This is a genomic window from Streptomyces flavofungini, assembly GCF_014650815.1.
Taxonomy (GTDB): domain Bacteria; phylum Actinomycetota; class Actinomycetes; order Streptomycetales; family Streptomycetaceae; genus Streptomyces; species Streptomyces flavofungini.
This window is the reverse complement of record NZ_BMVR01000015.1, coordinates 134,162-156,344: the sequence shown is the minus strand read 5'-3', so window position 1 is coordinate 156,344 and position 22,183 is coordinate 134,162. Positions and strand designations below refer to the sequence as shown.

At 72.7% G+C, this 22,183-nt stretch carries 18 protein-coding genes and 1 riboswitch; of the genes, 6 read left to right on the top strand and 12 right to left on the bottom strand.

All coding sequences use genetic code 11. The features are described 5' to 3' along the window. Positions 1-127 precede the first annotated feature (127 nt). Positions 128-301, top strand: coding sequence for a hypothetical protein (locus IE274_RS31975; RefSeq protein WP_169786659.1), 174 nt, complete (start codon positions 128-130; stop codon positions 299-301). Positions 302-490: 189 nt separating this feature from the next. Here the strand turns inward: IE274_RS31975 and IE274_RS31970 are convergent, their stop codons facing one another. Both IE274_RS31970 and IE274_RS31965 read right to left on the bottom strand, forming a co-directional pair. Further along, positions 491-1,306 (bottom strand): inositol monophosphatase family protein, encoded by an 816-nt coding sequence (locus tag IE274_RS31970; RefSeq protein WP_190119428.1) that lies wholly within the window; start codon positions 1,304-1,306, stop codon positions 491-493. A 7-nt stretch (positions 1,307-1,313) separates the two neighbouring features. Continuing rightward, on the bottom strand, positions 1,314-2,441 hold the full coding sequence (locus IE274_RS31965) for a ferrochelatase (protein ID WP_190119427.1): 1,128 nt from the start codon (positions 2,439-2,441) through the stop codon (positions 1,314-1,316). Between the two features lie 163 nt (positions 2,442-2,604). Here IE274_RS31965 and IE274_RS31960 point away from each other — a divergent pair, with 163 nt between their 5' ends. Together IE274_RS31960 and IE274_RS31955 are read left to right on the top strand one after the other, a co-directional pair. Beyond that, a complete protein-coding gene (locus IE274_RS31960; RefSeq protein ID WP_190119426.1) occupies positions 2,605-3,873 on the top strand; it encodes an MFS transporter in 1,269 nt (422 codons plus the stop codon). After that, the gene (locus IE274_RS31955; RefSeq protein WP_190119425.1) at positions 3,803-5,152 is read left to right on the top strand and encodes a D-arabinono-1,4-lactone oxidase; all 1,350 of its coding nucleotides are present in this window, start codon (positions 3,803-3,805) and stop codon (positions 5,150-5,152) included. Before IE274_RS31960 ends, IE274_RS31955 begins: the two co-directional genes overlap by 71 nt. Positions 5,153-5,170: 18 nt before the next feature. On the opposite strand, the gene IE274_RS31950 is transcribed toward IE274_RS31955, so the two are convergent. Then, positions 5,171-6,454, bottom strand: a complete 1,284-nt coding sequence (locus IE274_RS31950) for a hypothetical protein (RefSeq protein ID WP_190119424.1) — start codon at positions 6,452-6,454, stop codon at positions 5,171-5,173. A gap of 499 nt (positions 6,455-6,953) precedes the next feature. Here IE274_RS31950 and sepH point away from each other — a divergent pair, with 499 nt between their 5' ends. After that, positions 6,954-8,015, top strand: coding sequence for a septation protein SepH (gene sepH / locus IE274_RS31945; RefSeq protein ID WP_190119423.1), 1,062 nt, complete (start codon positions 6,954-6,956; stop codon positions 8,013-8,015). Positions 8,016-8,282: 267 nt separating this feature from the next. Here the strand turns inward: sepH and IE274_RS31940 are convergent, their stop codons facing one another. After that, on the bottom strand, positions 8,283-9,137 hold the full coding sequence (locus tag IE274_RS31940) for a sulfurtransferase (RefSeq protein ID WP_190119422.1): 855 nt from the start codon (positions 9,135-9,137) through the stop codon (positions 8,283-8,285). A 431-nt stretch (positions 9,138-9,568) separates the two neighbouring features. On the opposite strand from IE274_RS31940, the gene IE274_RS31935 reads away from it, so the two are divergent. Next, positions 9,569-10,381, top strand: coding sequence for a VOC family protein (locus IE274_RS31935; RefSeq protein ID WP_190119421.1), 813 nt, complete (start codon positions 9,569-9,571; stop codon positions 10,379-10,381). A 52-nt stretch (positions 10,382-10,433) separates the two neighbouring features. On the opposite strand, the gene IE274_RS31930 is transcribed toward IE274_RS31935, so the two are convergent. The 4 genes from IE274_RS31930 to IE274_RS31915 all read right to left on the bottom strand — a co-directional run bounded on the left by IE274_RS31930 (position 10,434) and on the right by IE274_RS31915 (position 16,033). Continuing rightward, positions 10,434-11,096 (bottom strand): thymidine kinase, encoded by a 663-nt coding sequence (locus IE274_RS31930; RefSeq protein WP_190119420.1) that lies wholly within the window; start codon positions 11,094-11,096, stop codon positions 10,434-10,436. Positions 11,097-11,188: 92 nt separating this feature from the next. Continuing rightward, positions 11,189-12,376, bottom strand: a complete 1,188-nt coding sequence (locus IE274_RS31925) for an alkaline phosphatase family protein (RefSeq protein ID WP_190119419.1) — start codon at positions 12,374-12,376, stop codon at positions 11,189-11,191. Continuing rightward, complete coding sequence (locus tag IE274_RS31920) at positions 12,376-12,972, bottom strand: DUF5998 family protein (protein ID WP_190119418.1); 597 nt, start codon at positions 12,970-12,972, stop codon at positions 12,376-12,378. The genes IE274_RS31925 and IE274_RS31920 overlap by 1 nt, the downstream gene beginning before the upstream one ends. 121 nt (positions 12,973-13,093) lie before the next feature. Next, positions 13,094-16,033, bottom strand: coding sequence for a bifunctional acetate--CoA ligase family protein/GNAT family N-acetyltransferase (locus tag IE274_RS31915; protein ID WP_190119417.1), 2,940 nt, complete (start codon positions 16,031-16,033; stop codon positions 13,094-13,096). 179 nt (positions 16,034-16,212) lie between these two features. On the opposite strand from IE274_RS31915, the gene IE274_RS31910 reads away from it, so the two are divergent. Continuing rightward, complete coding sequence (locus IE274_RS31910; protein ID WP_030357341.1) at positions 16,213-16,494, top strand: HPr family phosphocarrier protein; 282 nt, start codon at positions 16,213-16,215, stop codon at positions 16,492-16,494. Between the two features lie 278 nt (positions 16,495-16,772). Here the strand turns inward: IE274_RS31910 and IE274_RS31905 are convergent, their stop codons facing one another. The 4 genes from IE274_RS31905 to IE274_RS31890 all read right to left on the bottom strand — a co-directional run bounded on the left by IE274_RS31905 (position 16,773) and on the right by IE274_RS31890 (position 21,798). Continuing rightward, the gene (locus IE274_RS31905) at positions 16,773-17,459 is read right to left on the bottom strand and encodes a GntR family transcriptional regulator (protein WP_190119416.1); all 687 of its coding nucleotides are present in this window, start codon (positions 17,457-17,459) and stop codon (positions 16,773-16,775) included. Positions 17,460-17,751: 292 nt separating this feature from the next. Then, complete coding sequence (locus IE274_RS31900) at positions 17,752-18,579, bottom strand: M23 family metallopeptidase (RefSeq protein ID WP_190119415.1); 828 nt, start codon at positions 18,577-18,579, stop codon at positions 17,752-17,754. A 13-nt stretch (positions 18,580-18,592) separates the two neighbouring features. After that, a riboswitch (cyclic di-AMP (ydaO/yuaA leader) is annotated at positions 18,593-18,754 on the bottom strand. A gap of 300 nt (positions 18,755-19,054) precedes the next feature. Continuing rightward, on the bottom strand, positions 19,055-20,440 hold the full coding sequence (locus tag IE274_RS31895; RefSeq protein WP_190119414.1) for a M16 family metallopeptidase: 1,386 nt from the start codon (positions 20,438-20,440) through the stop codon (positions 19,055-19,057). After that, a complete protein-coding gene (locus tag IE274_RS31890) occupies positions 20,437-21,798 on the bottom strand; it encodes a M16 family metallopeptidase (RefSeq protein WP_190119478.1) in 1,362 nt (453 codons plus the stop codon). The genes IE274_RS31895 and IE274_RS31890 overlap by 4 nt, the downstream gene beginning before the upstream one ends. Between the last annotated feature and the right edge of the window lie 385 nt (positions 21,799-22,183).

Genomic DNA, 22,183 nt, shown 5'->3' with positions numbered 1-22,183 from the left:
CCGCGATCACGCTTCGTATGTGGCACGCCACGACCTGCTGCACGCAGCGGGCGCCGGACGTGATCGCCCCTTCTCCACGGCACACCCCCGTGCCACCGACCCACGACCCAGCCGAGGGGGCGCAACCATGGACGCATTCACCGCAGGTCTCCTGCAGCGCATAAAGACCACGGAGTCCGACCTCACGCGGGCCCGCGAGACAGGCGACGACTTCCTGGCCGAGGTGGAACTGGCCGAGCTGGAGGATCTGCACCGCCTGGCAGCCGAGCACGGCGTGGAGGTCGCCGCCCCGACCCACTGACCGCGACGTCTCCAGCGTCCGGTCCGGTTCTGCACGCGACAGGGCCCCGACGCCTCGTGAGAGGTGTCGGGGCCCTGTCGCGTGCGGGTGCGGTCGGCGGGCGCTGTTCCGATCCCGGTGCGGGGCACCGGTCCGGGTGCGGGGCACTGATCCCGGTGCGGGGCCGGTCGGCGGCCCGTCGGGGGCCGGTCAGTCGTGCCAGGCGCCGAGGTCGTCGAGGAGGGCCTGGAGGGGCTCGAAGAGGCCGGGCGGGCCCGCCACCGCCAGTTCGCCCGACAGGGGCTCTCCGGGCCGCCCACCGGTGCGGGCGCCCGCCTCCCGGGCGATGAGATCCCCGGCCGCGAAGTCCCAGGGATTCAGGCCCCGTTCGTAGTACGCGTCCAGGCGCCCGGCCGCCACGTCGCACAGGTCGATGGCAGCGGAGCCGCACCGCCGGATGTCCCGCACGCGCGGCAGCAGGTGCCGGGCGACCTCGGCCTGCCGGGCGCGCCGCTCGGCGACGTACCCGAAGCCCGTGCCGATGAGCGCCTGCTCGAACGGGGGCGCGGGGCGGACCCGGGCGGGCCGGTCGTCGACGTACGCGCCCTGTCCGAGCACCGCGCGGAACGTCTCGCCGCGAACGGGCGCGTGGACGACGCCGACCAGGGTCTCGCCGTCCTTGCGGGCGGCGATCGACACCGCCCAGTCCGGGCGGCCGTACAGGTAGTTCACGGTGCCGTCGATGGGGTCGATGACCCACTGGACGCCGCTGGTGCCCGCGGAGCTTGCGCCCTCCTCGCCGAGCACGCCGTCGCCGGGCCTGCGGTCGGCGAAGAAGTCGGTGATCAGCTTCTCGGAGGCGATGTCCATCTCGGTGACGACGTCGACGGCGCTGCTCTTGGTCGCGGCGACGCCCAGGTCGGCCGGGCGGCCGTCGCGCAGCAGCCCACCGGCGCGGCTCGCGGCCTCCAGGGCGACCGCGAGAAGCTCGGCCTTGAGCTCGTCCTGCGGGGCGGGGTCGGTCACGGTGCTCCTAGGCGTACGGGCTGTCGGCGCCCGCGGCCGCGGGCTTGGGGGTGCGGGCGGGGCAGCAGCCCACGGGGCACAGGTCGTGGCTCGGGCCGAGGGCGCCCAGGGCGCAGGGCGTCAGGGCGCGCCCGCTCTCGGTGGCGGCGCGCTCCAGGACCAGCTCGCGGACCGTGGCGGTGAAGCGCGGGTCGGCGCCGACGGTGGCCGAGCGGCGCACCGGCAGGCCCAGCTCCGCGGCCTTCGCCGTGGCCTCGGTGTCGAGGTCGTACAGGACCTCCATGTGGTCCGACACGAAGCCGATCGGGACCATGACCACGGCCGGGGCACCGGCCGCGTGCCGCTCCTCCAGGTGGTCGCAGATGTCGGGCTCGAGCCAGGGGATGTGCGGGGCGCCGCTGCGCGACTGGTAGACGAGCTGCCAGGGGCGGTCGACGCCGGTCTCCTCGCGGACCGCGGCGGCGACCAGGCGCGCCACGTCCAGGTGCTGGCGCACGTACGCCCCGCCGTCGCCGTGGGCCTCGACGGGGCCGGAGGTGTCGGCCGCCGAGGTGGGGATGGAGTGCGTCGTGAAGGCCAGGTGGGCGCCGTCGCGCACGTCCTCGGGGAGGTCGGCCAGGGACTTCAGGACACCGTCGATCATGGGGCGCACGAAGCCGGGGTGGTTGAAGTAGTGCCGCAGCTTGTCCACGCGGGGCACGTCGAGGCCCTCGTCCCGGAGGGTGGCGAGGGCCGCCGCGAGGTCCTCGCGGTACTGCCTGCAGCCCGAGTACGACGCGTACGCGCTGGTGGCCAGGACCAGGACGCGGCGGCGGCCGTCCCGGACCAATTCGCGCAGGGTGTCCGTGAGGTACGGCGCCCAGTTGCGGTTGCCCCAGTACACCGGCAGGTCGAGGCCGTGCACCGCGAAGTCCTTGCGCAGGGCGTCCAGGAGGGTGCGGTTCTGATCGTTGATGGGGCTCACGCCGCCGAACAGGAAGTAGTGCTGCCCCACCTCCTTCAGGCGCTCCTTGGGGATGCCGCGGCCACGCGTCACGTTCTCCAGGAACGGGACGACGTCGTCCGGCCCCTCGGGGCCGCCGAACGAGAGCAGCAGCAAGGCGTCGTAGGGAGTGGGATCCAGCGCTTCGGACATGTATTTGATCCTGCCACTCGCCACTGACAGCGGTGAAACCGCCACCCGGCCGCGTGAAAAACGCGGTGCGCTCCCGCCCCGGCAGACGTAAGCTGTATCGGCCATCTTCACGCCTTACCGGAGCCCGCTGTCCGAGCGCTCCGCCGCCCCCGCGGAGTGCCACGTGCCGAGCCCCTACCGCGCCATATTCGCCGCCCCCGGCTCCAAGGGGTTCTCCGTCGCGGGCTTCCTCGGGCGGATGCCGCTGTCGATGATGGGCATCGGCATCGTGACGATGATCTCCCAGCTCACCGGGCGGTACGGCCTCGCGGGCGCGCTGTCGGCCACCGTCGCGCTGTCCGCCGCGGCGATCGGCCCGCAGATCTCCCGGCTCGTGGACCGCCACGGCCAGCGACGGGTGCTCCGACCCGCGACCCTGATGTCGCTGGTCGCGGTGTCGGGGCTGCTGCTCGCGGCGAAGTTCGAGGCGCCGGACTGGACGCTGTTCCTCTGCGCCGCGTTCGTCGGCTGCGTACCGAGCGTGGGATCGATGGTCCGCTCCCGCTGGGCGGCCCTGTACCGCGACACCCCACAGCTGCACACGGCGTACTCCTTCGAGTCCGTCGTGGACGAGATCTGCTTCATCTTCGGGCCGATCATCTCGATCGGCCTGTCCACGGCCTGGTTCCCCGAGGCCGGTCCACTGCTCGCGGGCGGCTTCCTCGCCGTCGGCGTCTTCTGGCTCACGGCGCAGCGCGCGACCGAGCCGGTGCCGCATCCGCGCGAACACCACACCGGGGGCTCGGCGTTGCACTCCGGGGGCCTGCAGGTCCTGGTTGCCACGTTCGTCGCGACCGGCGCGATCTTCGGCGCGGTCGACGTGGTCACGGTGGCGTTCGCCGAGGACGAGGGCCACAAGGGCGCCGCGAGCCTGGTGCTCGCCGTCTACGCGCTCGGCTCCTGCCTGGCGGGGGTCGGCTTCGGGCTGCTGCACTTCAAGGGGGCTCCCGAGCGCCGCTGGCTGCTGGGCGTCTGCGCGATGGCCGTGAGTATGATCCCGCTTCAACTGGTCGGGAATCTTCCGTTTCTGGCCGCGGCGCTCTTCGTCGCGGGTCTGTCCATCGCGCCGACGATGATCACGACAATGGCCCTCGTCGAACAGCACGTACCACGCGCGAAGCTGACCGAGGGCATGACCTGGGTCAGCACCGGACTCGCCATCGGGGTGGCGCTCGGCTCCGCCATGGCCGGCTGGGTGATCGACGCCGCGGGCTCGCGCGCGGGCTACGCGGTCCCGGGGGTGTCCGGGGCGGTCGCGGTGGTGGTGGGATTGCTGGGGTATCGCCGGCTGCAACGGCCGGTTCCGCGACGGGGAGGGACCCATGAGCACGGGAACGGGCAGGGGCACGGGAGCGGCAGCGATCGGCTCGAAAAGGCCGACGACGTGGCGTAACTGGGCGGGCACGGTGGCCGCGCGGCCCGCGCGCGAGGCGACGCCCGCCTCGGTGGACGAGCTCGTCGCCGCGATCCGTGGGGCCCGGGAGGACGGCCTGAAGGTCAAGCCCGTAGGCACCGGTCACTCCTTCACGGCCGTGGCGGCGACCGACGGCCTCCTGGTGCGGCCCGACCTCCTCACCGGCATCCGGAACATCGACCGTGCCGCCGGCACCGTCACCGTGGAGGCGGGCACGCCCCTCAAGCGCCTGAACGCCGCACTCGCCCGCGAGGGCCTGTCACTGACGAACATGGGCGACATCATGGAGCAGACGGTGTCCGGCGCCGTCAGCACCGGGACGCACGGCACGGGCCGCGACTCGGCCTCGATCGCCGCCCAGATCACCGCACTTGAGCTGGTCACCGCCGACGGCCGGGTCCTGACCTGCTCCAAGGACGAGCACCCGGACGTCTTCGCCGCCGCCCGCGTCGGGCTCGGCGCGCTCGGCGTCATCAGCGCGATCACGCTCTCCGTAGAGCCCCTCTTCTTCCTCCAGGCCCGCGAGGAACCGATGGCCTTCGACCAGGTCACCGCCGAGTTCGACCAACTGGTCACCGAGAACGAGCACTTCGAGTTCTACTGGTTCCCCCACACGGGCAACTGCAACACCAAGCGCAACAACCGCAGCGTCGGCCCGGCCGCTCCCCCGAACGCGATCAGCGCCTTCGTGGAGGACGAACTCCTCTCCAACGGCCTCTTCCAGGTGGCCAATTCGCTCGGCAGGGCACTGCCCGCCACCATCCCCACCATCGCGAAGCTCTCCAGCAAGGCCCTGTCGGCCCGCACCTACACCGACATCCCGTACAAGGTCTTCACCAGCCCGCGCCGGGTGCGCTTCGTCGAGATGGAGTACGCCGTCCCGCGCGAGGCTCTGGTCGAGACCCTGCGCGAGCTGAAGTCGATGATCGAGCGGTCACCGCTGCGCGTCAGCTTCCCCGTCGAGGTCCGCACGGCCCCCGCCGACGACATCGCGCTCTCCACGGCCTCGGGCCGGGAGAGCGCGTACATCGCCGTCCACCTCTACAGGGGCACGCCGATGCGCCGGTACTTCAGCGCCGCGGAGGAGATCTTCACCGCCCACGAAGGACGGCCCCACTGGGGCAAGCTCCACACCCGCGACGCCGCGTACCTGGCCGAGGCCTATCCGCGCTTCGGCGAGTTCACCGCCCTGCGGGACCGCCTCGACCCGGACCGCCTGTTCGCCAACCCCTATCTGCGGCGGGTCCTCGGCGACTGACGCGGCTCGCCCCGCGCGTCACTGCTCCGGCGTCTGCTGCTCCTGGACGTTGCCGCTGCCGCTCCCGTTGCCCGTGCCGCCGCCGTTCGACGGGGTCGGCGTGGGCGTCGGGGTCGGCGTGGGGGTGGGCTTCGGGTCGGGCTTCGAGCCGTCGTCTCCGGAGCCGTCACCCTGGTCCGAGCCGTTGCCGGTGTCGTTGTCCTTGTCCGTGCCGGAGCCGTTCCCGGTGCCCGACCCGGTGTCGTCTCCGGGCGAGGGCTTGCCCGACGGGTCCTTGGACGTGTCGTCGTCCTGCTTCGATCCGTCGTCCGAGCCGGACGTTCCGCCGTCCGACGGCTGCTCGGGGTCGTCGGTGGACGGCGGGTCGTTCTTCTTCGACGAGGAGCCGGTGCTGGAGAAGGCGTCCCGGATCGTGGTGCTCTTGTCGTCGCCGCTGAAGCTCTTGCCGCTCACCAGCTCGTACGTGGTGATCCCGGCCAGCGAGACGCCGAAGACCAGGGCCGCGGCGACCAACGGCCGCTTCCAGCTCCGCACACGCGTGCGGTGAGTGGTGCCTTCGGAGAACTCGTCCGAGGGGTACGGGGGGTCGGCGGGGGCCGGACCGCCGGGGGGTACGGGGCCGTGGGGTCCGGCGGTGGCCGCGGGTCCGGCTTGGCGCAGGACGCGGGTCTGCTGGTCCTGCGGCAGGAACTGGGTGGCGTCCACGGAGCCGAGCAGTTGGGTGCGCTCGGGGTCGGTTCCGGCCACGGGGAGCGCGGGCGTGGGGTCGGCGGGATCGACGGCCGGGAGCGCCGTGGTGGGGTCGGCCGGGTGGACCGCCGGGAGCGCCGTGGTGGGGTCGGCCGGGTGGACCGCCGGGAGCGCCGTGGTGGGGTCGGCCGGGTGGACCGCCGGGAGCGCCGCGGTCGGGTCGGCGTCCGGTGTCGCCCTCCCCCACGTCGTGGTGACCGGGCCGCCGCCCGCGTGGGCCCGCGCCTGGAACGTCTCCGGCACCGGCGCGGCCTGCGTCACCGGGACCTGCTGGGCCTTCGGCTTCGCCTGCACCGCCACGTCGCGTATCTGCTCGCCCGTACGCGAGAAGAAGTGCTGGAAGACCGTGCCGCCGCAGGTGGCGATGCCGCTCACCACACCGGCGCCGAGGATCGTTCCGTAGACGCCGAAGGAGGAGGCGAGCTTGGCGGCCACGACGGCCGCCACGGCACTCCCCGCCACCTGCGGCACACTCAGCTCGAACCGCTTCTTCTCCGGCTCACCCTCCGTCGTATCCGTCGACTCCCCGCCGGTTTCCGGCTTTTCACGCATCTGCGGACCTTGCCTGCCCTTCTCGACTTCACGCACGATTTACGCATTCACGTATGAGCTACGCGAGGTACATGAGAAAGGGACGTACACCCGAAGCAGATAGTTCCGTTTTTGGCTTTTTCGTGAAGAGCGCCACGCGCGCGCGGGGGACTCATCGCATCGGCTGACGCCAACTCCCTTCCCGCGTGAGAAGTTCGGCGGCGTGCCGGGCCACCCGGGTGGCCCGAATGGAGTAGTGTTGCGAGCCCTGGGTCCGGTCTCCAGCCAGGGTGCCCGGGGCCAGCCAGGACCGCCGGGAGGGGGATCGCTGCACAGGGTGATCGAGTTGGTCACTTAGCGTCGCGAATCGGTAACCGTGCCATAACGGCGATCCAGGGCCCATGCCCGACACGCCGGGCAACTCGGCAAGGTTGTGGCAGGCTGCACCCGGGCAGGCCACACTCGACTAGCGGAAGCAGCGACGCACGTGACGTCGGCAGGCACCACCCGGGAGGTCCCCATGCCCGAACTGCGTGTCGTGGCCGTCAGCAACGACGGCACACGACTGGTGCTGAAAGCTGCGGACAGCACGGAGTACACGCTTCCGATCGACGAGCGGCTGCGCGCCGCCGTGCGTGGCGACCGGCCGCGGCTCGGACAGATCGAGATCGAGGTGGAGAGCCACCTCCGCCCCCGCGACATCCAGGCCCGGATACGTGCCGGTGCCAGCGCGGAAGAGGTCGCCTCGCTCGCCGGCATCCCTGTCGACCGCGTCCGCCGCTTCGAGGGCCCCGTGCTCGCCGAGCGCGCCTTCATGGCCGAGCGGGCCCGGAAGACCCCCGTGCGCCGTCCCGGCGAGAACACCGGACCCCAGCTCGGCGAGGCCGTCCAGGAGCGGCTGCTGCTGCGCGGCGCCGACAAGGAGACCGTGCAGTGGGACTCCTGGCGCCGCGACGACGGCACCTGGGAGGTCCTGCTCGTCTACCGCGTCGCGACCGAGCCGCACTCCGCGAGCTGGACGTACGACCCACCGCGGCGGCTCGTCCAGGCCGTCGACGACGAGGCCCGCGCGCTGATCGGCGAGACCGACGACATCGCGGCGCCCGAGCCCAGCTTCCCGTTCGTGCCGCGCATCGCCCGGCTCCCCCGGGACCGGCCGCTCGACCGCGCCCTGGAGCGCCCCGGCGCGCCCGTGCCCGACTCCGAGCAGGAGCCCGCCGCACCCGCCGCCGTCGCCGAGCAGGAACGCGACTCGCTCACCAGCCTCCTGGAGGCCGTGCCGAGCTTCCGTGGCGACATGGTCGTCCCCGAGCGTCCCGCCGCGGCACCCGCCGAACTGCCGTCCGCACAGGAGGAGCCCGAGCAGGAGCCGGAAGCCGAGGAGCCGCCCGCGACCGCCGCGTCCGCAGGTTCCGCGTACGCGGACGTCCTGATGCCGCGTGCCGTGGCCAGCCACAGGGACCGCCTCGTCGGCTCCACGGACCGCCAGGCCGAGGCGGACGGCGTCCGCCCCGGCCGCCGCGCCGCCGTCCCGAGCTGGGACGAGATCGTCTTCGGCACCCGGCGCAAGAAGCAGGAGTAAGCGGGCGCACGGTAGCGACGGTCGGCGCGGAAAGTCCGCGAAAGCAGCCGCCGCACGCCGGTCCGAACGGCCGGGACCACAGTGAAGGGTCTGTACGCGAGATGCGCACAGGCCCTTCACTCGTCAACCACAACCCGAGTGGCCAATGGCGCCGCCGGGCCGTGTCGACAAAGCGTCACGCCCACCAGGGCGGTGCGGCGAGGGCGGGCAGCCGCTCGACCGACGGACCGTGAGCCCCCGTTCCCGCCCCCGGCCACGCCCACCGGACTACTGCGGCTCCGCCCCCGTAGCCACCGGCCGCCCCGGATCCGACGACCACTCCGACCACGAGCCGACGTACAGCGTCGCCGGGATGCCCGCCACCGCGAGGGCGAGGACCTCGTGGGCGCCGGAGACGCCGGAGCCGCAGTAGACGCCGACCTCTGAAGTGTCGGACGCTCCCAGGGACTTGAAGCGGGCCGCCAGCTCGTCGGCGGGGTGGAAGCGGCCGTCCGCCGCGACGTTCTCCGTGGTGGGTGCCGAGACCGCGCCGGGGATGTGGCCGCCGACCCGGTCGATGGGCTCCACGTCGCCGCGGTAGCGCTCGGCGGCGCGGGCGTCCAGGAGCAGGCCGGAGCGGGCCAGGGCCGCCGCACCGTCCGCGTCCACGCGGCCCACGGACTCCGGGACCGGCGTGAACGTGCCCGCGACCGGAGCGGTCACCTCGCCGGACTCCAGCTCGCCGGTCCAGGCGGCGAGCCCGCCGTCCAGGACCCGCACCGCCGGGTGACCCGTCCAGCGCAGCAGCCACCAGGCGCGCGCCGCGGCCCAGCCCTGCCCGCCGTCGTACACGACGACCGGCCGGTCCGCCGAGACCCCGGCCGCCCGCATGACCGCGCCGAAGTGCTCGACATCCGGAAGCGGGTGCCTGCCCCCGGCGCCCGCCGGGCCCGCGAGGTCCGCGTCGAGGTCGACGAAGACGGCTCCCGGCACATGTCCGGCCGCGTACTCGGCCCGCCCGTCGAAGGGCGGCTCCCCGGCTGCCTTCGCCATGCTCAGTTGCCAACGGATGTCGAGCAGCACTGGCGGATTCTCGCCCGCCAGGTCGCTCGCGAGTTCGGATGCGGAGATGATGGCATTCATGGGCCCCATCCTTGCGCACGGGGTGGCCGCCGCGCTCAGCTCCGGATACCCTGCTCGGCCGGACCACGCCCGGACACGCGGCGTACGGAGACGAGCACGCCGCGTACCGCAGATGGACACAACCCTGCAATCGCGCGTTAACGGATGAGAAATGGCAAATCGGGCATCCTCCGCGAGGGAGCCCGCGAGCGCGGCGCGGCCGGGGCGCGCCGGGCGACAGGTGATGCGAGCATCTGCACGGACGGGCATACGCGCGGCGAAAGCACGCGCGTTCGGACAGCGAATCGAAGCGGAATCGAAGCGGAGTGGCAGCGGCTGGGCTACGACGGATGACAGCTAACAGACAACAGATGCCAAAACTCGAACTCTGTTAGTCGTGGTTCGTCGTCGCCGGGCTGTCGAAGTCACGAGGGCCCGAGGAGAGAGTGACGATGACCGAGGCACGGTGGCCGGACGACGGGCGCGCCGAGGGCGCGCGGCGCACACCCGGCACGCCCTGCTGGGTGAGCCTGATGGCGCACGACCTGGCTGCGACCCAGGAGTTCTACGCGGCGCTTTTCGGCTGGACCTATGAGCCCGGGCCGCAGCAGCTCGGCCCCTACGTGCGGGCGATGCTCGACGGCTGCGAGGTGGCGGGAATCGGACAACTGCCGGCCGACCGCCATCTGCCCATCGCGTGGACCCCGTACCTGGCGTCCGACGACGCGGGCGAGGCGGCCGAGATGGTGCGGCACTGCGGCGGCACGGTCGGCGTGGGGCCGCTGGACGCGGGCGAGGCCGGGCGCATGGTGATCGCGTCGGACCCGGCGGGTGCGGTGTTCGGCATCTGGCAGGCCGCGGAGCACCTGGGCACGGCGGCCGCGGGCGTGCCGGGCACGCCGACCTGGAACGAGCTCCTGACCCGGGAGACGGAGGAGGTCGCGAAGTTCTACCAAACCCTGTTCGGCTACGCCGAAGAGGCCGCCACCAGCGCCGGCTTGGACTACCTCACCCTGCGCCTGGACGGCGTCCCGGTGGCGTCGGTGCGCGGTGTCGGGCAGGAGCTGCCGGGCGACCGGGGCGCGCACTGGATGACGTACTTCGAGGCCGCGGACGTGGATGCCTCGGCGGCGCGGGTGGTCGAGCTCGGCGGCCATGTGATCGCCCCTGCCCGGGCCGACCGGTACGGGCGGATCGCGACGGTCGCCGACCCCGAGGGCGCGGTCTTCACGCTCATCCGCTCGGAGCGCCCCGGCACGAAGTGAGCGCGCGTCCGGGTGGGGCCAGGCCGCCCCCGCCAGGGTGCCGTCCTGGTGGCTAGGACCGCTCCAGGGGGGTGTCGACCGGCAGCACGTCGGGAGACAGCGCGCCCGCGCGCGCGGAGGCCGCCGTCATGCGGCGCCGGTAGTGACGGCGGCACAGCACCTCGTACCCGACTTCGTCGGCCGCCTGGTTGACGTCGCCGACGACGATCTGGGCACCCTCGACGACCATCTGGCCGCCGCTGGTGCGGGCGTTGTGGGTGGCGCGGGCGCCGCACCAGCACAGGGCCTCGACCTGGAGGACCTCGACGCGGTCGGCGAGTTCGACCAGGCGCTGGGAGCCGGGGAACAGCTTGGAGCGGAAGTCGGTGGTGATGCCGAACGCGAAGACGTCCACACCCAGGTCGTCGACCACGCGCGCGAGCTGGTCGATCTGCTCGGGCGCGAGGAACTGCGCCTCGTCGGCGATGACGTAGTCGGCGCGGGCGCCGCGGGAGAGGTGGTCGACGAGATAGGCGTACACGTCGAGGTCGTCGGCCACCTCGATGGCCTCCGTGACCAGGCCGAGCCGCGAGGAGAGCTTGCCCGCCCCCGCGCGGTCGTTGCGCGCGAAGATCATGCCCTGCAGTCCGCGTGCCGAGCGGTTGTGCTCGATCTGCAGCGCGAGGGTGCTCTTCCCGCAGTCCATCGTTCCGGAGAAGAACACCAGCTCAGGCATGGGGGGTTGAGCGCCTTTCAGTGATGCGCGAAGGGGTGCGCGGGGGCGTACGAGGTGGGGGTGCCGTCGGTGACGTACACGTCAAGAAGTAGCTAGGAGCGTACTTCCAGGAGCGGTACGAGTTGTTCGGCGGGGGTCATCGAGCCGTGGTTGCCGACCATCGCGGACTCCCTGGGCTCCCTCTGGGAGGCGGTGATGAGCACGTCGGCGTGGGCGGCGGCGACGACGTCCCCGATGCGTCCGTGGACGCGTTCGTCGACGCGCGGGCCGAACCACCCGGCCGCGATCGCCTCGTCCCGGCCCGCCACCCAGAACTGCTCGCCCAGCACTTCGCGCCAGACGGTGAGGACGTCGGCCTCGGCGCCGGGCACGGCGTAGACGTGACGGGCGCGGCCCTCGCCGCCGAGCAGGGCGACGCCGGCGCGCAGCTCCCAGTCCTCGTCGAAGTCGATGCGGGAGGCCTCGTCGAAGGGGATGTCGAGCATGCCGTGGTCGGCGGTGACGTACAGGGCGCTGCGCGGCGGCAGCTGCTCGGCGAGGCGCTGGACGAGCCGGTCGACGTACATGAGCTGGCCGCGCCAGGCATCGGAGTCGACACCGAAGCGGTGCCCCTTGCCGTCGACCTCGGCGTAGTACGTGTAGACCAGCGACCGGTCGGCGGCGGCGAGTTGCTCGGCGGCGAGGTCCATGCGGTCCTCTCCGGAGAGACGGCCGCGGAAGGTGCCGCCGCTGAGGGCGATCTTGGTGAGCGGGGTGTGCTCGAAGGTCGGCGAGGACACCTGCGCGGTGTGGATGCCCGCTTCGTGGGCGCGCTGGAAGATCGTCGGGTACGGCTGCCAGGCGTGCGGGTCGGTCCAGGGCTTCCAGCGGAGCTGGTTCATCAGCTCGCCGCTGTCGGGGTTGCGGACCGTGTAGCCGGGCAGGCCGTGGGCGCCGGGCGGCAGGCCGGTGCCCACGGAGGCCAGGGAGGTCGCCGTGGTGGCCGGGAAGCCCGCCGTGATGGGGCGGCCGGTGCCGCCGCGCGAGGAGCCGAGCAGCGAGGTCAGGAAGGGCGCTTCGGCGGGGTGGGCCCGCAGTTGCTCCCAGCCGAGGCCGTCGATCAGGAAGACGCAGTTGCGGTCGGCGGGGGCCAGCTCGGGGATGGCCGGTGCGAAGCCGTCCACCTCCTGGTGGGCGACCAGGGTGGGCAGCAGGTCGGCGAGCGATCCGGTGCCGTACGCGGGCAGGGGCGCGGAGTCGAGGGCGAGCGGCTGGATGTCGTCCCAGGCTGGGTGCGCCATCAGCGGCTGTTGTCCGTGCCGGCCGCGGTGGCCTCGGAGAGGGCCTGGGCGAAGGCGAGGGTCTGGCGGACGGTGTCGGGGCCGTCGCCGGCCTCGCTGACCCGCAGGCTCAGGTCGTCGGCCGTGGAGCTGCCCGTGTAGCCGTGGTCGGCCTCGCAGTTGGGGTCGCCGCAGGCGGCGGGCTCCAGGTCGATGCGGGAGACGGCGCCCCAGCCGATGGTGAGGACGACCTCGCGGGGCAGGGACCCCGGCACGTACTTCTCCGGGTTGGCGACGACGCGGCTGACGACCACCGACGAGATCCGGCCGATCTTCACGGACTCGGTGGAGGTGGTGGCGTACGGCGTCGGGGACGTGGAGTCGGCCGCCTGCTCATCGGTGTGGCTGACGATGAAGCGGGTGTCCGTCAGGACGAGGACCGTCACGTGGCGGCGGACCTCGTTCGCGTCGAACGTGGTCTCCTGGTGGACCAGGTACGACCCGATGGTCTCGCCGCCGATCGCGGCCTCCACCGCCTCGGCCACGAGGGCCGGGTAGTAGCCGCTGCGCTCGATCGCCGCGCGCAGCCCCTGGGTCGTCGTACCGGTCTTTGCCATGCCGCCCATCCTACGACCCGGCGCCTGGCCCAAGGTGCCCAGTGGCCGCGCGGGCACCCCCCGTGTGCGGTCGCCGGGCACGCGCGCGGGGCGTTCGGCCGGTCCGGGGGCGGAGTGCCGGTCAGTACGCGGGCAGGGTGCGGGGCCCCAGGTCGTCGCGGGCGGGCGGTGGGGCGAGGCGGACGGCCGCGCTGAGCACGGAGAGTCCTTCCTGGGCGACGACCACCGGCTCCAGTGAGACGGTGACCACTTCGGGGTGGTCGTCGACGAGCCGGGAGAGGCGCATCAGGAGCTCTTCGAGGGCGGGGGTGTCCACGGGGGCCGAGCCGCGCCAGCCGAACAGGAGCGGGGCCGTCCGGATCGACCGGACGAGGTTGCCCGCCTCACGGTCGGTGACCGGAATCAGCCGGTGGCCGGTGTCGCCGAGCAGCTCGGAGGCCGCCCCGGCGAGCCCGAAGGAGAGCACGGCACCGGCGACGGGGTCGTGCCCCGCGCGGACGACGGTGTCCACACCGCGGGCCACCATGGCCTGGACGACCGGCCGCAGCTCGGCGGGCCTGCCGAGGGTGTGGGTCAGTTCCCGGTAGGCGCGCCGCAGTTGCTCCTCGTCGGCGAGGTCGAGGCGGACACCGCCGAGGTCGGGGCGGTGGCGCAGATGGGGCGCGGTGGTCTTGAGGGCCACCGGGTAGCCCGCCTCGCGGGCGGCGCGGACGGCGGTGTCGGCGTCGGGCGCGGGCAGCGCCCGGCGTACGCGGATGCCGTACCGCCCGAGCAGGTCGTGGGCGTCGTCCGCGTCGAGGGTGGTGCCGCGGGCGTCGTCGGCCTTGGCCAGGAGCCGCTCGACGAGCTCGCCCGCCCCCTGCTCGTCGATGTCGTCGTACTCGGGCACCTTGCCGGGCTCGGCGATGTCGCGGCGCCACTGGGCGTACTTGACGGCCTCGGCGAGGGCCCGGACGGCGCGCTCTGCGGCGGGGTAGGCGGGGATGCGGTGGTGGGGTGGGGGGTCGGTGGTGGGGTGCGGGTCGGCCGGGGGCGGCGGCGCCCCGGTCGCGGCCTGCGGGCGCGGTGGATCGGCCGGGTGGGCCGGGTGCGCGGGTTCCACAGGGGCCGCTACGTCCGCCGGGCGGGCCTGGTCCGTCGGATGGGCCGCGCCCTTCGGGCCGCTCGTGTCCGTGAGCGCCGCGGCGCGCGGCCCCGTGCTCGCGGCCGCGGACAGGGCCTTCGCAAGGCCGCCCAGCTCCACGTGGACGACGGTGACGGGCTTGGTGCGGCAGCTCGCGGCGGCGGAGCGGAGGGCCGCCGCCAGGGACTTGTCCTCGCCCTGGCGGGTGGACTCGCCGAGGGACGGGATGACGGTGACGACGACCGCGTCGGAGCCCTCGTCGGCCAGCGCGGCGGTGAGCGCGGCGTGGAAGTCGTCCGGGGACGCGGCGGTCGTCAGGTCGAGGGGCGGCAGCGGCCGCAGGCCTTCGGCGACACAGGCGTCGTACGTGAGCAGGCCGAGGGACTCGGAGTTGCCGAGGATGGCGACGCGGGGTCCGGCGGGCAGCGGCTGCCCGGCGAGGAGCAGTCCGGCATCGACGAGTTCGGTCACCGTGTCCACGCGGATCACCCCGGCCTGCCGCAGCAGCGCCGACACGGTGGCGTGCGGGAGGCGGGTGGCGGCGCCCGCGTGGCCGGTCGGCGCGATGCCGCTGTGCCGGGCGCCCTGGACCACGACGAGGGGCTTCACGGCGGCGGTGCGGCGGGCGAGGCGGGTGAACTTCCGGGGGTTGCCGATGGATTCGAGGTACATCAGGGCGACGTCGGTGTCCGGGTCGTCGTACCAGTACTGGAGCACGTCGTTGCCGGAGACGTCCGCGCGGTTGCCGGTGCTGACGCACGTGGACAGGCCCCACAGTCCGGAGCCGCGCCGGTGCAGGCGGGACAGGAGCGCGATGCCGATGGCGCCGGACTGGGTGAACAGGCCGAGGCGTCCGGCGGGCGGCAGGTCCGGCGCCAGGGATGCGTTGAGGCGTGTCTCCGGAGAGGTGTTGATGACTCCGAAGGCGTTCGGTCCGATGATGCGCATCCCGTAGGACCGTGCCTGGCGGACGAGTTCGCGCTGCCGTTCGCGTCCTTCGGGGCCGCTCTCGGCGTATCCGGCGGAGATGACGACGAGCCCCTGGACGCCGTGTTCGCCGCAGTCGGCGACGGCCTGGGGGACGCGTTCGGCCGGTACGGCGACGACAGCGAGGTCCACGGGGTCGGCGATGTCGCGCACGGAGCGGTGGGCGGGCACACCGTCGATTTCGGTGTCCCCTTCGGGGAGGGCGCTGTTCACGGCGTACAGGCTGCCGGTGAAACCCGCGCCCAGGACGTTGCGCAGAATGCCGCGGCCGACGCCGTCCGGGGAGCGGCCCACGCCGATGACGGCGACGGAGCCGGGCGCGAGGAGGCGCTGCACGGAGCGGGCCTCGGCGCGCTGTTCGCGGGCGCGCTGGACGGCGAGGGAGCGGTCGGTGGGTTCGAGGTCGAGTTCGAGGCGTACGACGCCGTCCTCGAAGCTGCGCTGCTGCTGATAGCCGGCGTCCGTGAAGACCTTGACCATCTTGGTGTTGGCGGGCAGGACCTCGGCGGCGAAGCGGCGGATGTCGCGCTCGCGGGCGACGGCCGCGATGTGTTCGAGGAGCGCGGAGGCGACGCCGCGGCCCTGGTGGGCGTCCTGGACGAGGAAGGCGACCTCGGCCTCGTCGGCGGGCGCGGAGGCGGGGCGGCCCTGGGCGTCGATGCGGTCGAAGCGCACGGTCGCGATGAACTCGCCGCCCACGGTGGCCGCGAGGCCCACCCGGTCCACCTGGTCGTGATGGGTGAAGCGGTGCACGTCCTTGGCGGACAGGCGGGGGTACGGCGCGAAGAAGCGGTAGTACTTCGACTCGTCGGAGACCTGCTCGAAGAAGCTGACCAGGCGGTCCGCGTCGGCGGCGGTGATGGGCCTGATCCGGGCGGTGCCCCCGTCCCGCAGCACCACGTCGGCCTCCCAGTGGGAGGGGTAGGGGTGCCGGTCCGGCGGGGTCTGCATGGGGCCAGGGTACGGGTCGCGCGGTCGCCTGGGCCGGGGCAGTGTAGGAGTGGTCGAAGGGCGACCGGGTAAGGGACGTACGTCCGTGGCGGGTGGTGACGGACGTCCGGCAAGAGCATTCGGGTCGGCATGAGATAGTGGTCTAGACAAGTGTGAGACACCTGGAAGGGCAGCAACACATGGCTGAGCGCCGCGTCAACGTCGGCTGGGCCGAGGGCCTCCACGCCCGGCCCGCCTCCATCTTCGTCCGTGCGGCCACGGCCGCCGGCGTCCCCGTGACGATCGCCAAAGCCGGCGGCAACCCGGTCAACGCCGCCTCCATGCTCGGGGTGCTCGGTCTGGGTGCGCAGGGCGGCGAGGAGATCGTGCTCGCTTCGGACGCCGAGGGCGCGGACGCCGCTCTCGACCGTCTGGCGAAGCTGGTCGCCGAGGGGCTTGAGGAGCTCCCCGAGACTGTCTAGTGGGACGGTGCTCTGCACACAGAGAGCGCCATCCGACTTATACGTCTTATATGTGAAGGGCCCGCCCGAAACACAGGGCGGGCCTTTTGCATATCCGGCACCTATGCGATTGCGCAGCCCGGGAATGCCTGACTACGTACCCCGCGCAAACCGGATTACGCTCCGGTTCGCATATCGAGCGAATACCGAGCGCATATCCAGCACATACCCGCAGTCGAATTGCGGACAGCGATAAGCGCTGCTCGGGAACACGTCTCTCTTTGTATACGGCGTCGCCGTTAATTCCGGGCGCTCACCGTGTTTACGGCATGTTGCGACTCCCTCACACGCCCGCCGCGGACGCCGCCCCGCGGCCGGTGCGCCACCGCGGCCCGTTCGGCGTGCAGCACGGTGAGCGTACGGGCCCGCTCCGCGTCGCCGCGGGCCACCGCGTCGACGACGGCGGCGCGCTCGGACCAGGTCTGCGCGGGCGCGGCCTGGGGCTCCGTGACGTACATCCAGGCGATCTTGTGGCGGAGCTGGGTGAGCAGGGTGATCAGGCCGGGGCTCGAGGAGGCCTGCGTGAGCGTCTCGTGGAACCAGCCGTCGAGCGAGCGGAGGTCCTCGGTGCCGCCGTGCCGGGAGCGCTCCTTGCCGAGCCGGACGAGCCCGCGCAGGACCTTCAGATGGGCCTCTGTGCGCCGCTGGGCGGCACGGGCGGCGGCCAGGGGCTCCAGGAGGGCGCGGATCTCCAGGAGGTCGGCGGCGTCCTGCTCGGTGGGCTCGGCGACGCAGGCGCCCGCGTGCCTGCGGGTGACGACGAAGCCCTCGGCCTCCAGCGTGCGCAGGGCCTCGCGCACGGGGACGCGGGAGACGCCGTAGCGGCGGGCGAGCAGTTCCTCGGTGAGGCGCGTGCCGCGTTCGTAGACACCGGAGACGATGTCGTCCCGGATGGCCGTGCATACCGAGTGCGCGGGAATGCGCATGACGGACCTCCGCTTTAATACCCGCGAAACGCGTCGGCCGACGCGTCGAATGGCGCTCGTTCAACGACTCCATGGACCCTGCCGCCATGAACTCTATTGCAGCAGGCCCGATTTTCCGACGGTCGGCCGGAATCCATGGATATCTTTTGGCCAAAAGGGTACGCATACGCGGAAAGCCCCGGCTCGGGTGAGCCGGGGCTTTCGTACGTCCGGGCGGGTCCCGACGTCAGGATTCAGACGTTGAGTCGGGATTCGGACACGGGCGCCGCGGTGCGAACGCCGGTGTCGGGTATCAGACGTTGACGCCGTGCGAGCGGAGGTACGCCACGGGGTCGATGTCGGAGCCGTAGTCGGCGCCGGTGCGGGCCTCGAAGTGCAGGTGCGGGCCGCTGGAGTTGCCGGTCGAGCCGGAGAGGCCGATCTGCTGGCCCGGGGTGACCGCCTGGCCGACCGTGACGCTGAGGGAGGACATGTGGCCGTACTGCGTGTACGTGCCGTCGTTGTGGCGGATCACGACGTTGTTGCCGTAGGCACCGCCCCAGCCGGCCTCGACGACGGTGCCCGCGGCGACCGCCTGGACCTGGGTGCCGGACGCGGCGTGGAAGTCGACGCCGGTGTGGCTGCCGGAGGACCACATGGCGCCGCCGGTCTTGTAGCCGGTGGAGACGTAGCTGCCGGCGACCGGCGAGACGTACGAGCCCAGGCGCTTGCGCTCGGCCTCGCGGGCGGCGCGCTCCTTGGCCTCGCGCTCCTTCTGGGCCTTCACCTTCGCGGCGGCCTCGGCCTTGCGCTTGGCCTCGGCGGCCTTGCGCTTGGCCTCCGCGGCCTGGGCGCGGGCCTCGGCTTCGGCCTTCTTCTGGGCCTCGGCCTCGGCGGCGGCGTGCTTCTGGGCGGCGGCCTGGGCGTCGATCTCGCCGGCCAGGGAGTCACCGACGGAGATGGACTGGGTGAGGCCGGTGTGCGCGTACTCCGCGGAGCTGCCTTCGGCGGCGAGGGCCGGCGCGGCCAGGCCCGAGATGACTCCGGTGGTGGTGAGCGCCGCGACGCCCGCGGCACTGGCGGTCGTGCGCGAGATACGGCTCGGACGGCGGTGCTTGCCGGTCGGGCGGGTGAACGCCATGAAGCGGCTGATCCTTTCCTTCCTTCTCGCCTACCGGGTTAGCTGACGGGTTCGGAGCAGGAAGGTCTCCTACGGGCTCCTCGCCTCGCGGCAAGGGGTCCGATTCACCCCAGGGGACGTGTGGGTCCCCGGCTCCCCTGGCTCGCGCCGTACGGGGACTCGGCGATGACTGTCCGGTGCCGCGGACGCGGCGTACTGCCTGACGGACAGCCGGACCGACGGTAAACGCCTCATCTTTCAATCGACAAACGAATCAGGCCTTTTGTAGCGCACGCCACAGGGCAGACGAGCAACCTCCATGTCAATTCGGACATATGGCGGCATGCAGGGACCCCAGTAGCTTCCTGAGCCACTGGGGTCCCTGTTCTCGCGAGGCGTTGATGACGCTATGTCCGGCTTTACGCCACCGGCCCTCGCTGCCGGTCCGGCGCACGGCTGGTGTCACCACCGGTCCGGCGTCGGTCCGGCGCGGCAATCAGCCGGTGACCACCGTCACTTCGCCGATGTCGAGCGCCTTGACGGGCTCCTCGATCTGCGCGGCGTCGCCCACGAGGACCGTCACCAGACGGTCGTCCGGGAAGGCGCTCACGACGGCTGCGGTGGCCTCCACGGTGCCCGTCTGCGCCAACTGGCGGTACAGGTGCGCCTGGAAGTCGTCCGGCAGGTGCTGCTCGACCTGGTCGGCGAGGGTGGCGGCGACGGCCGCCGCCGTCTCGTACTTCAACGGGGCGACGCCCACCAGGTTCTGCACGGCGACGTCGCGCTCGGGATCCGTGAGGCCCTCCGCGGCGAGCGTGCGCAGGACCTTCCACAGGTCGTCGAGGGCCGGGCCCGTGTTGGGAGTGTCCACGGAGCCGCTGATGGCGAGCATCGCGGCGCCGGTCCCCTCCGGAGCGGAGCGCAGGACCTGGGCGAAGGCGCGCACTCCGTAGGTGTAGCCCTTCTCCTCGCGCAGGACGCGGTCCAGGCGCGAGGTCAGGGTGCCGCCCAGGCAGTACGTGCCGAGGACCTGAGCGGACCACACGCGGTCGTGCCGGTCCGGGCCGACGCGGCCGATGAGGAGCTGCGTCTGGACGGCGCCGGGGCGGTCCACGATGACGACGCGGCCCCGGTCGTCGGCGGTCACCGGAGGCACCGGGCGCGGCTCGGCCGCCCCGCCGGTCCAGGCGCCGAGGGTGTCGGCGAGGACGGCGTCCAGGTCGATGCCGGTGAGGTCGCCGACCACGACGGCGGTGGCCGTGGCGGGGCGTACGTGCCTTTCGTAGAAGGCTCGTACGGCCGCCGAGTCGATGGCGGAGACCGTCTCCTCCGTGCCCTGGCGCGGGCGCGACATGCGCGCGGATGCCGGGAAGAGCTCCTTGGAGAGCTCCTTGGCGGCGCGGCGCGCCGGGTTGGCGGCCTCGTGCGGGATCTCGTCCAGGCGGTTGCGGACCAGTCGCTCGACCTCGCTGTCGGCGAACGCGGGCGCGCGCAGGGCGTCCGCGAGCAGGCCGAGGGCCTTGGGCAGCCGGGAGACGGGCACTTCCAGGGAGACCCGGACGCCGGGGTGGTCGGCGTGCGCGTCGAGCGTGGCGCCGCAGCGGTCGAGCTCGGCGGCGAACTCCTCCGCGGAGTGCTTGTCGGTGCCTTCGGAGAACGCCCTCGCCATGATGGTGGCGACGCCGTCCAGGCCCTTCGGCTCGGCATCCAGGGGGGCGTCGAGGTGGATCTCCACGGCGACGAGCTGCTGGCCGGGGCGGTCGCAGCGCAGCACCGTGAGGCCGTTGTCGAGCGCGCAGCGCTCGGGGGCCGGAAAGGCCCAGGGCCGGGCGGTGCCCGCCTGGGGCTGCGGGTGGAACTGCATCGTTGCGGCCTCGGTCACTTCGCCGTCTCCTCGTCTTCCTCGTCGGTGCCGGCGGCGTCTTCCGCGTCTACGGGGCCAGTGGGTTCGTACACGAGCACCGCGCGGTTGTCGGGGCGCAGGCGGGCCTTGGCGACCTCCTGGACCTCGTCGGCGGTGATGTCGAGGACGCGCTTGACGGCGGTGAGGGCGAGCTGGGGGTCGCCGAACAGGACGGCGTACCGGCACAGTTCGTCCGCGCGGCCCGCGACCGTGCCGAGGCGGTCGAGCCACTCGCGCTCCAACTGGGCCTGGGCGCGCTCCATCTCCTCCGGGGTGGGGCCCTCCGCGGCGAACCGGGCCAGCTCCTCGTCGACGGCGGCCTCGATGACGGGGACCTCCACGTCGCCGGACGTCTTCACGTCGAGCCAGCCCAGGGAGGGCGCGCCGGCGAGGCGCAACAGGCCGAACCCGGCGGTGACGGCGGTGCGGTCACGGCGCACGAGGCGGTTGTAGAGGCGCGAGGACTCGCCGCTGCCGAGGACCGTGAGCGCCAGGTCGGCCGCGTCGCTCGCGCGCGTGCCGTCCTCCGGGAGGCGGTAGGCCGCCATCAGGGCGCGTGCGGGGACCTCCTCCTCGACGACCTCACGCAGTTCCTTGCCGATGCGCTCGGGCAGCGAGCCGTCGCGCGGCGGCTGCTTGCCGTCGTGCGAGGGGATGGAGCCGAAGTACTTCTCGACCCAGGCGAGCGTCTCCTCGGGGTCGATGTCACCGACGACCGAGAGGACCGCGTTGTTGGGTGCGTAGTACGTACGGAAGAACTCCCGCGCGTCCTCGAGGGTGGCCGCGTCCAGGTCGGCCATGGAGCCGATCGGCGTGTGGTGGTACGGGTGGCCCTCCGGGTAGGAGAGGGCGGTCAGCTTCTCGAAGGCGGTGCCGTACGGAACGTTGTCGTAGCGCTGGCGGCGTTCGTTCTTGACGACGTCCCGCTGGTTCTCCATCGACTCCTCGTCGAGCGCCGACAGGAGCGAGCCCATGCGGTCGGCCTCCAGCCAGAGCGCGAGCTCGAGCTGGTGGGTCGGCATCGTCTCGAAGTAGTTGGTGCGCTCGAAGCTGGTGGTGCCGTTCAGCGACCCGCCGGCGCCCTGCACCAGCTCGAAGTGGCCGTTTCCGTGCACCTGCTTCGAGCCCTGGAACATCAGGTGCTCGAAGAGGTGAGCCAGGCCCGTACGGCCCTTGACCTCGTGGCGGGAGCCGACGTCGTACCAGAGGCAGACCGCGGCGACCGGGGTCAGGTGGTCCTCAGAGAGCACCACACGCAGGCCGTTGGCCAGCCGGTGCTCGGTCGCTGTCAGGCCGCCGGAGCCGGCCTCGGCTGTGGCCGTGTGACCCATGGGCATGTACGTCCCTTCGATCGCGAAATCCTCGATAAGTGCTGCCAAGTCCTGCCACTGTAAGCAAGGCTCCGGACCCCTGGCGAAGTTCCCGCTCCGCCCTCGGCGTAGTCGGGTTTCGCCCTCGGCGTGATCCACCGGCGGTGCGGGCGCCGTCCGGCCGGGCGGGTGAGCGGTGGTGGCGGTGGGACGGGTGGGGCACGCGCCCGGTACCGGCGCGCCGTGCGGGCGCGGCGGGTGGTCGGTACGGGTGCGGCATGTGGTCGGTACGGGTGCGGCGCGCGGTTGACGCGCGTGCTCGGGGCCCGCCCACCACCGGGTCGTGGTCGGCGTTGTCAGTGGGACAGTCCACAATGGTCGGCGTCAGATCCCGCACTTGTTGGTGAAGGAG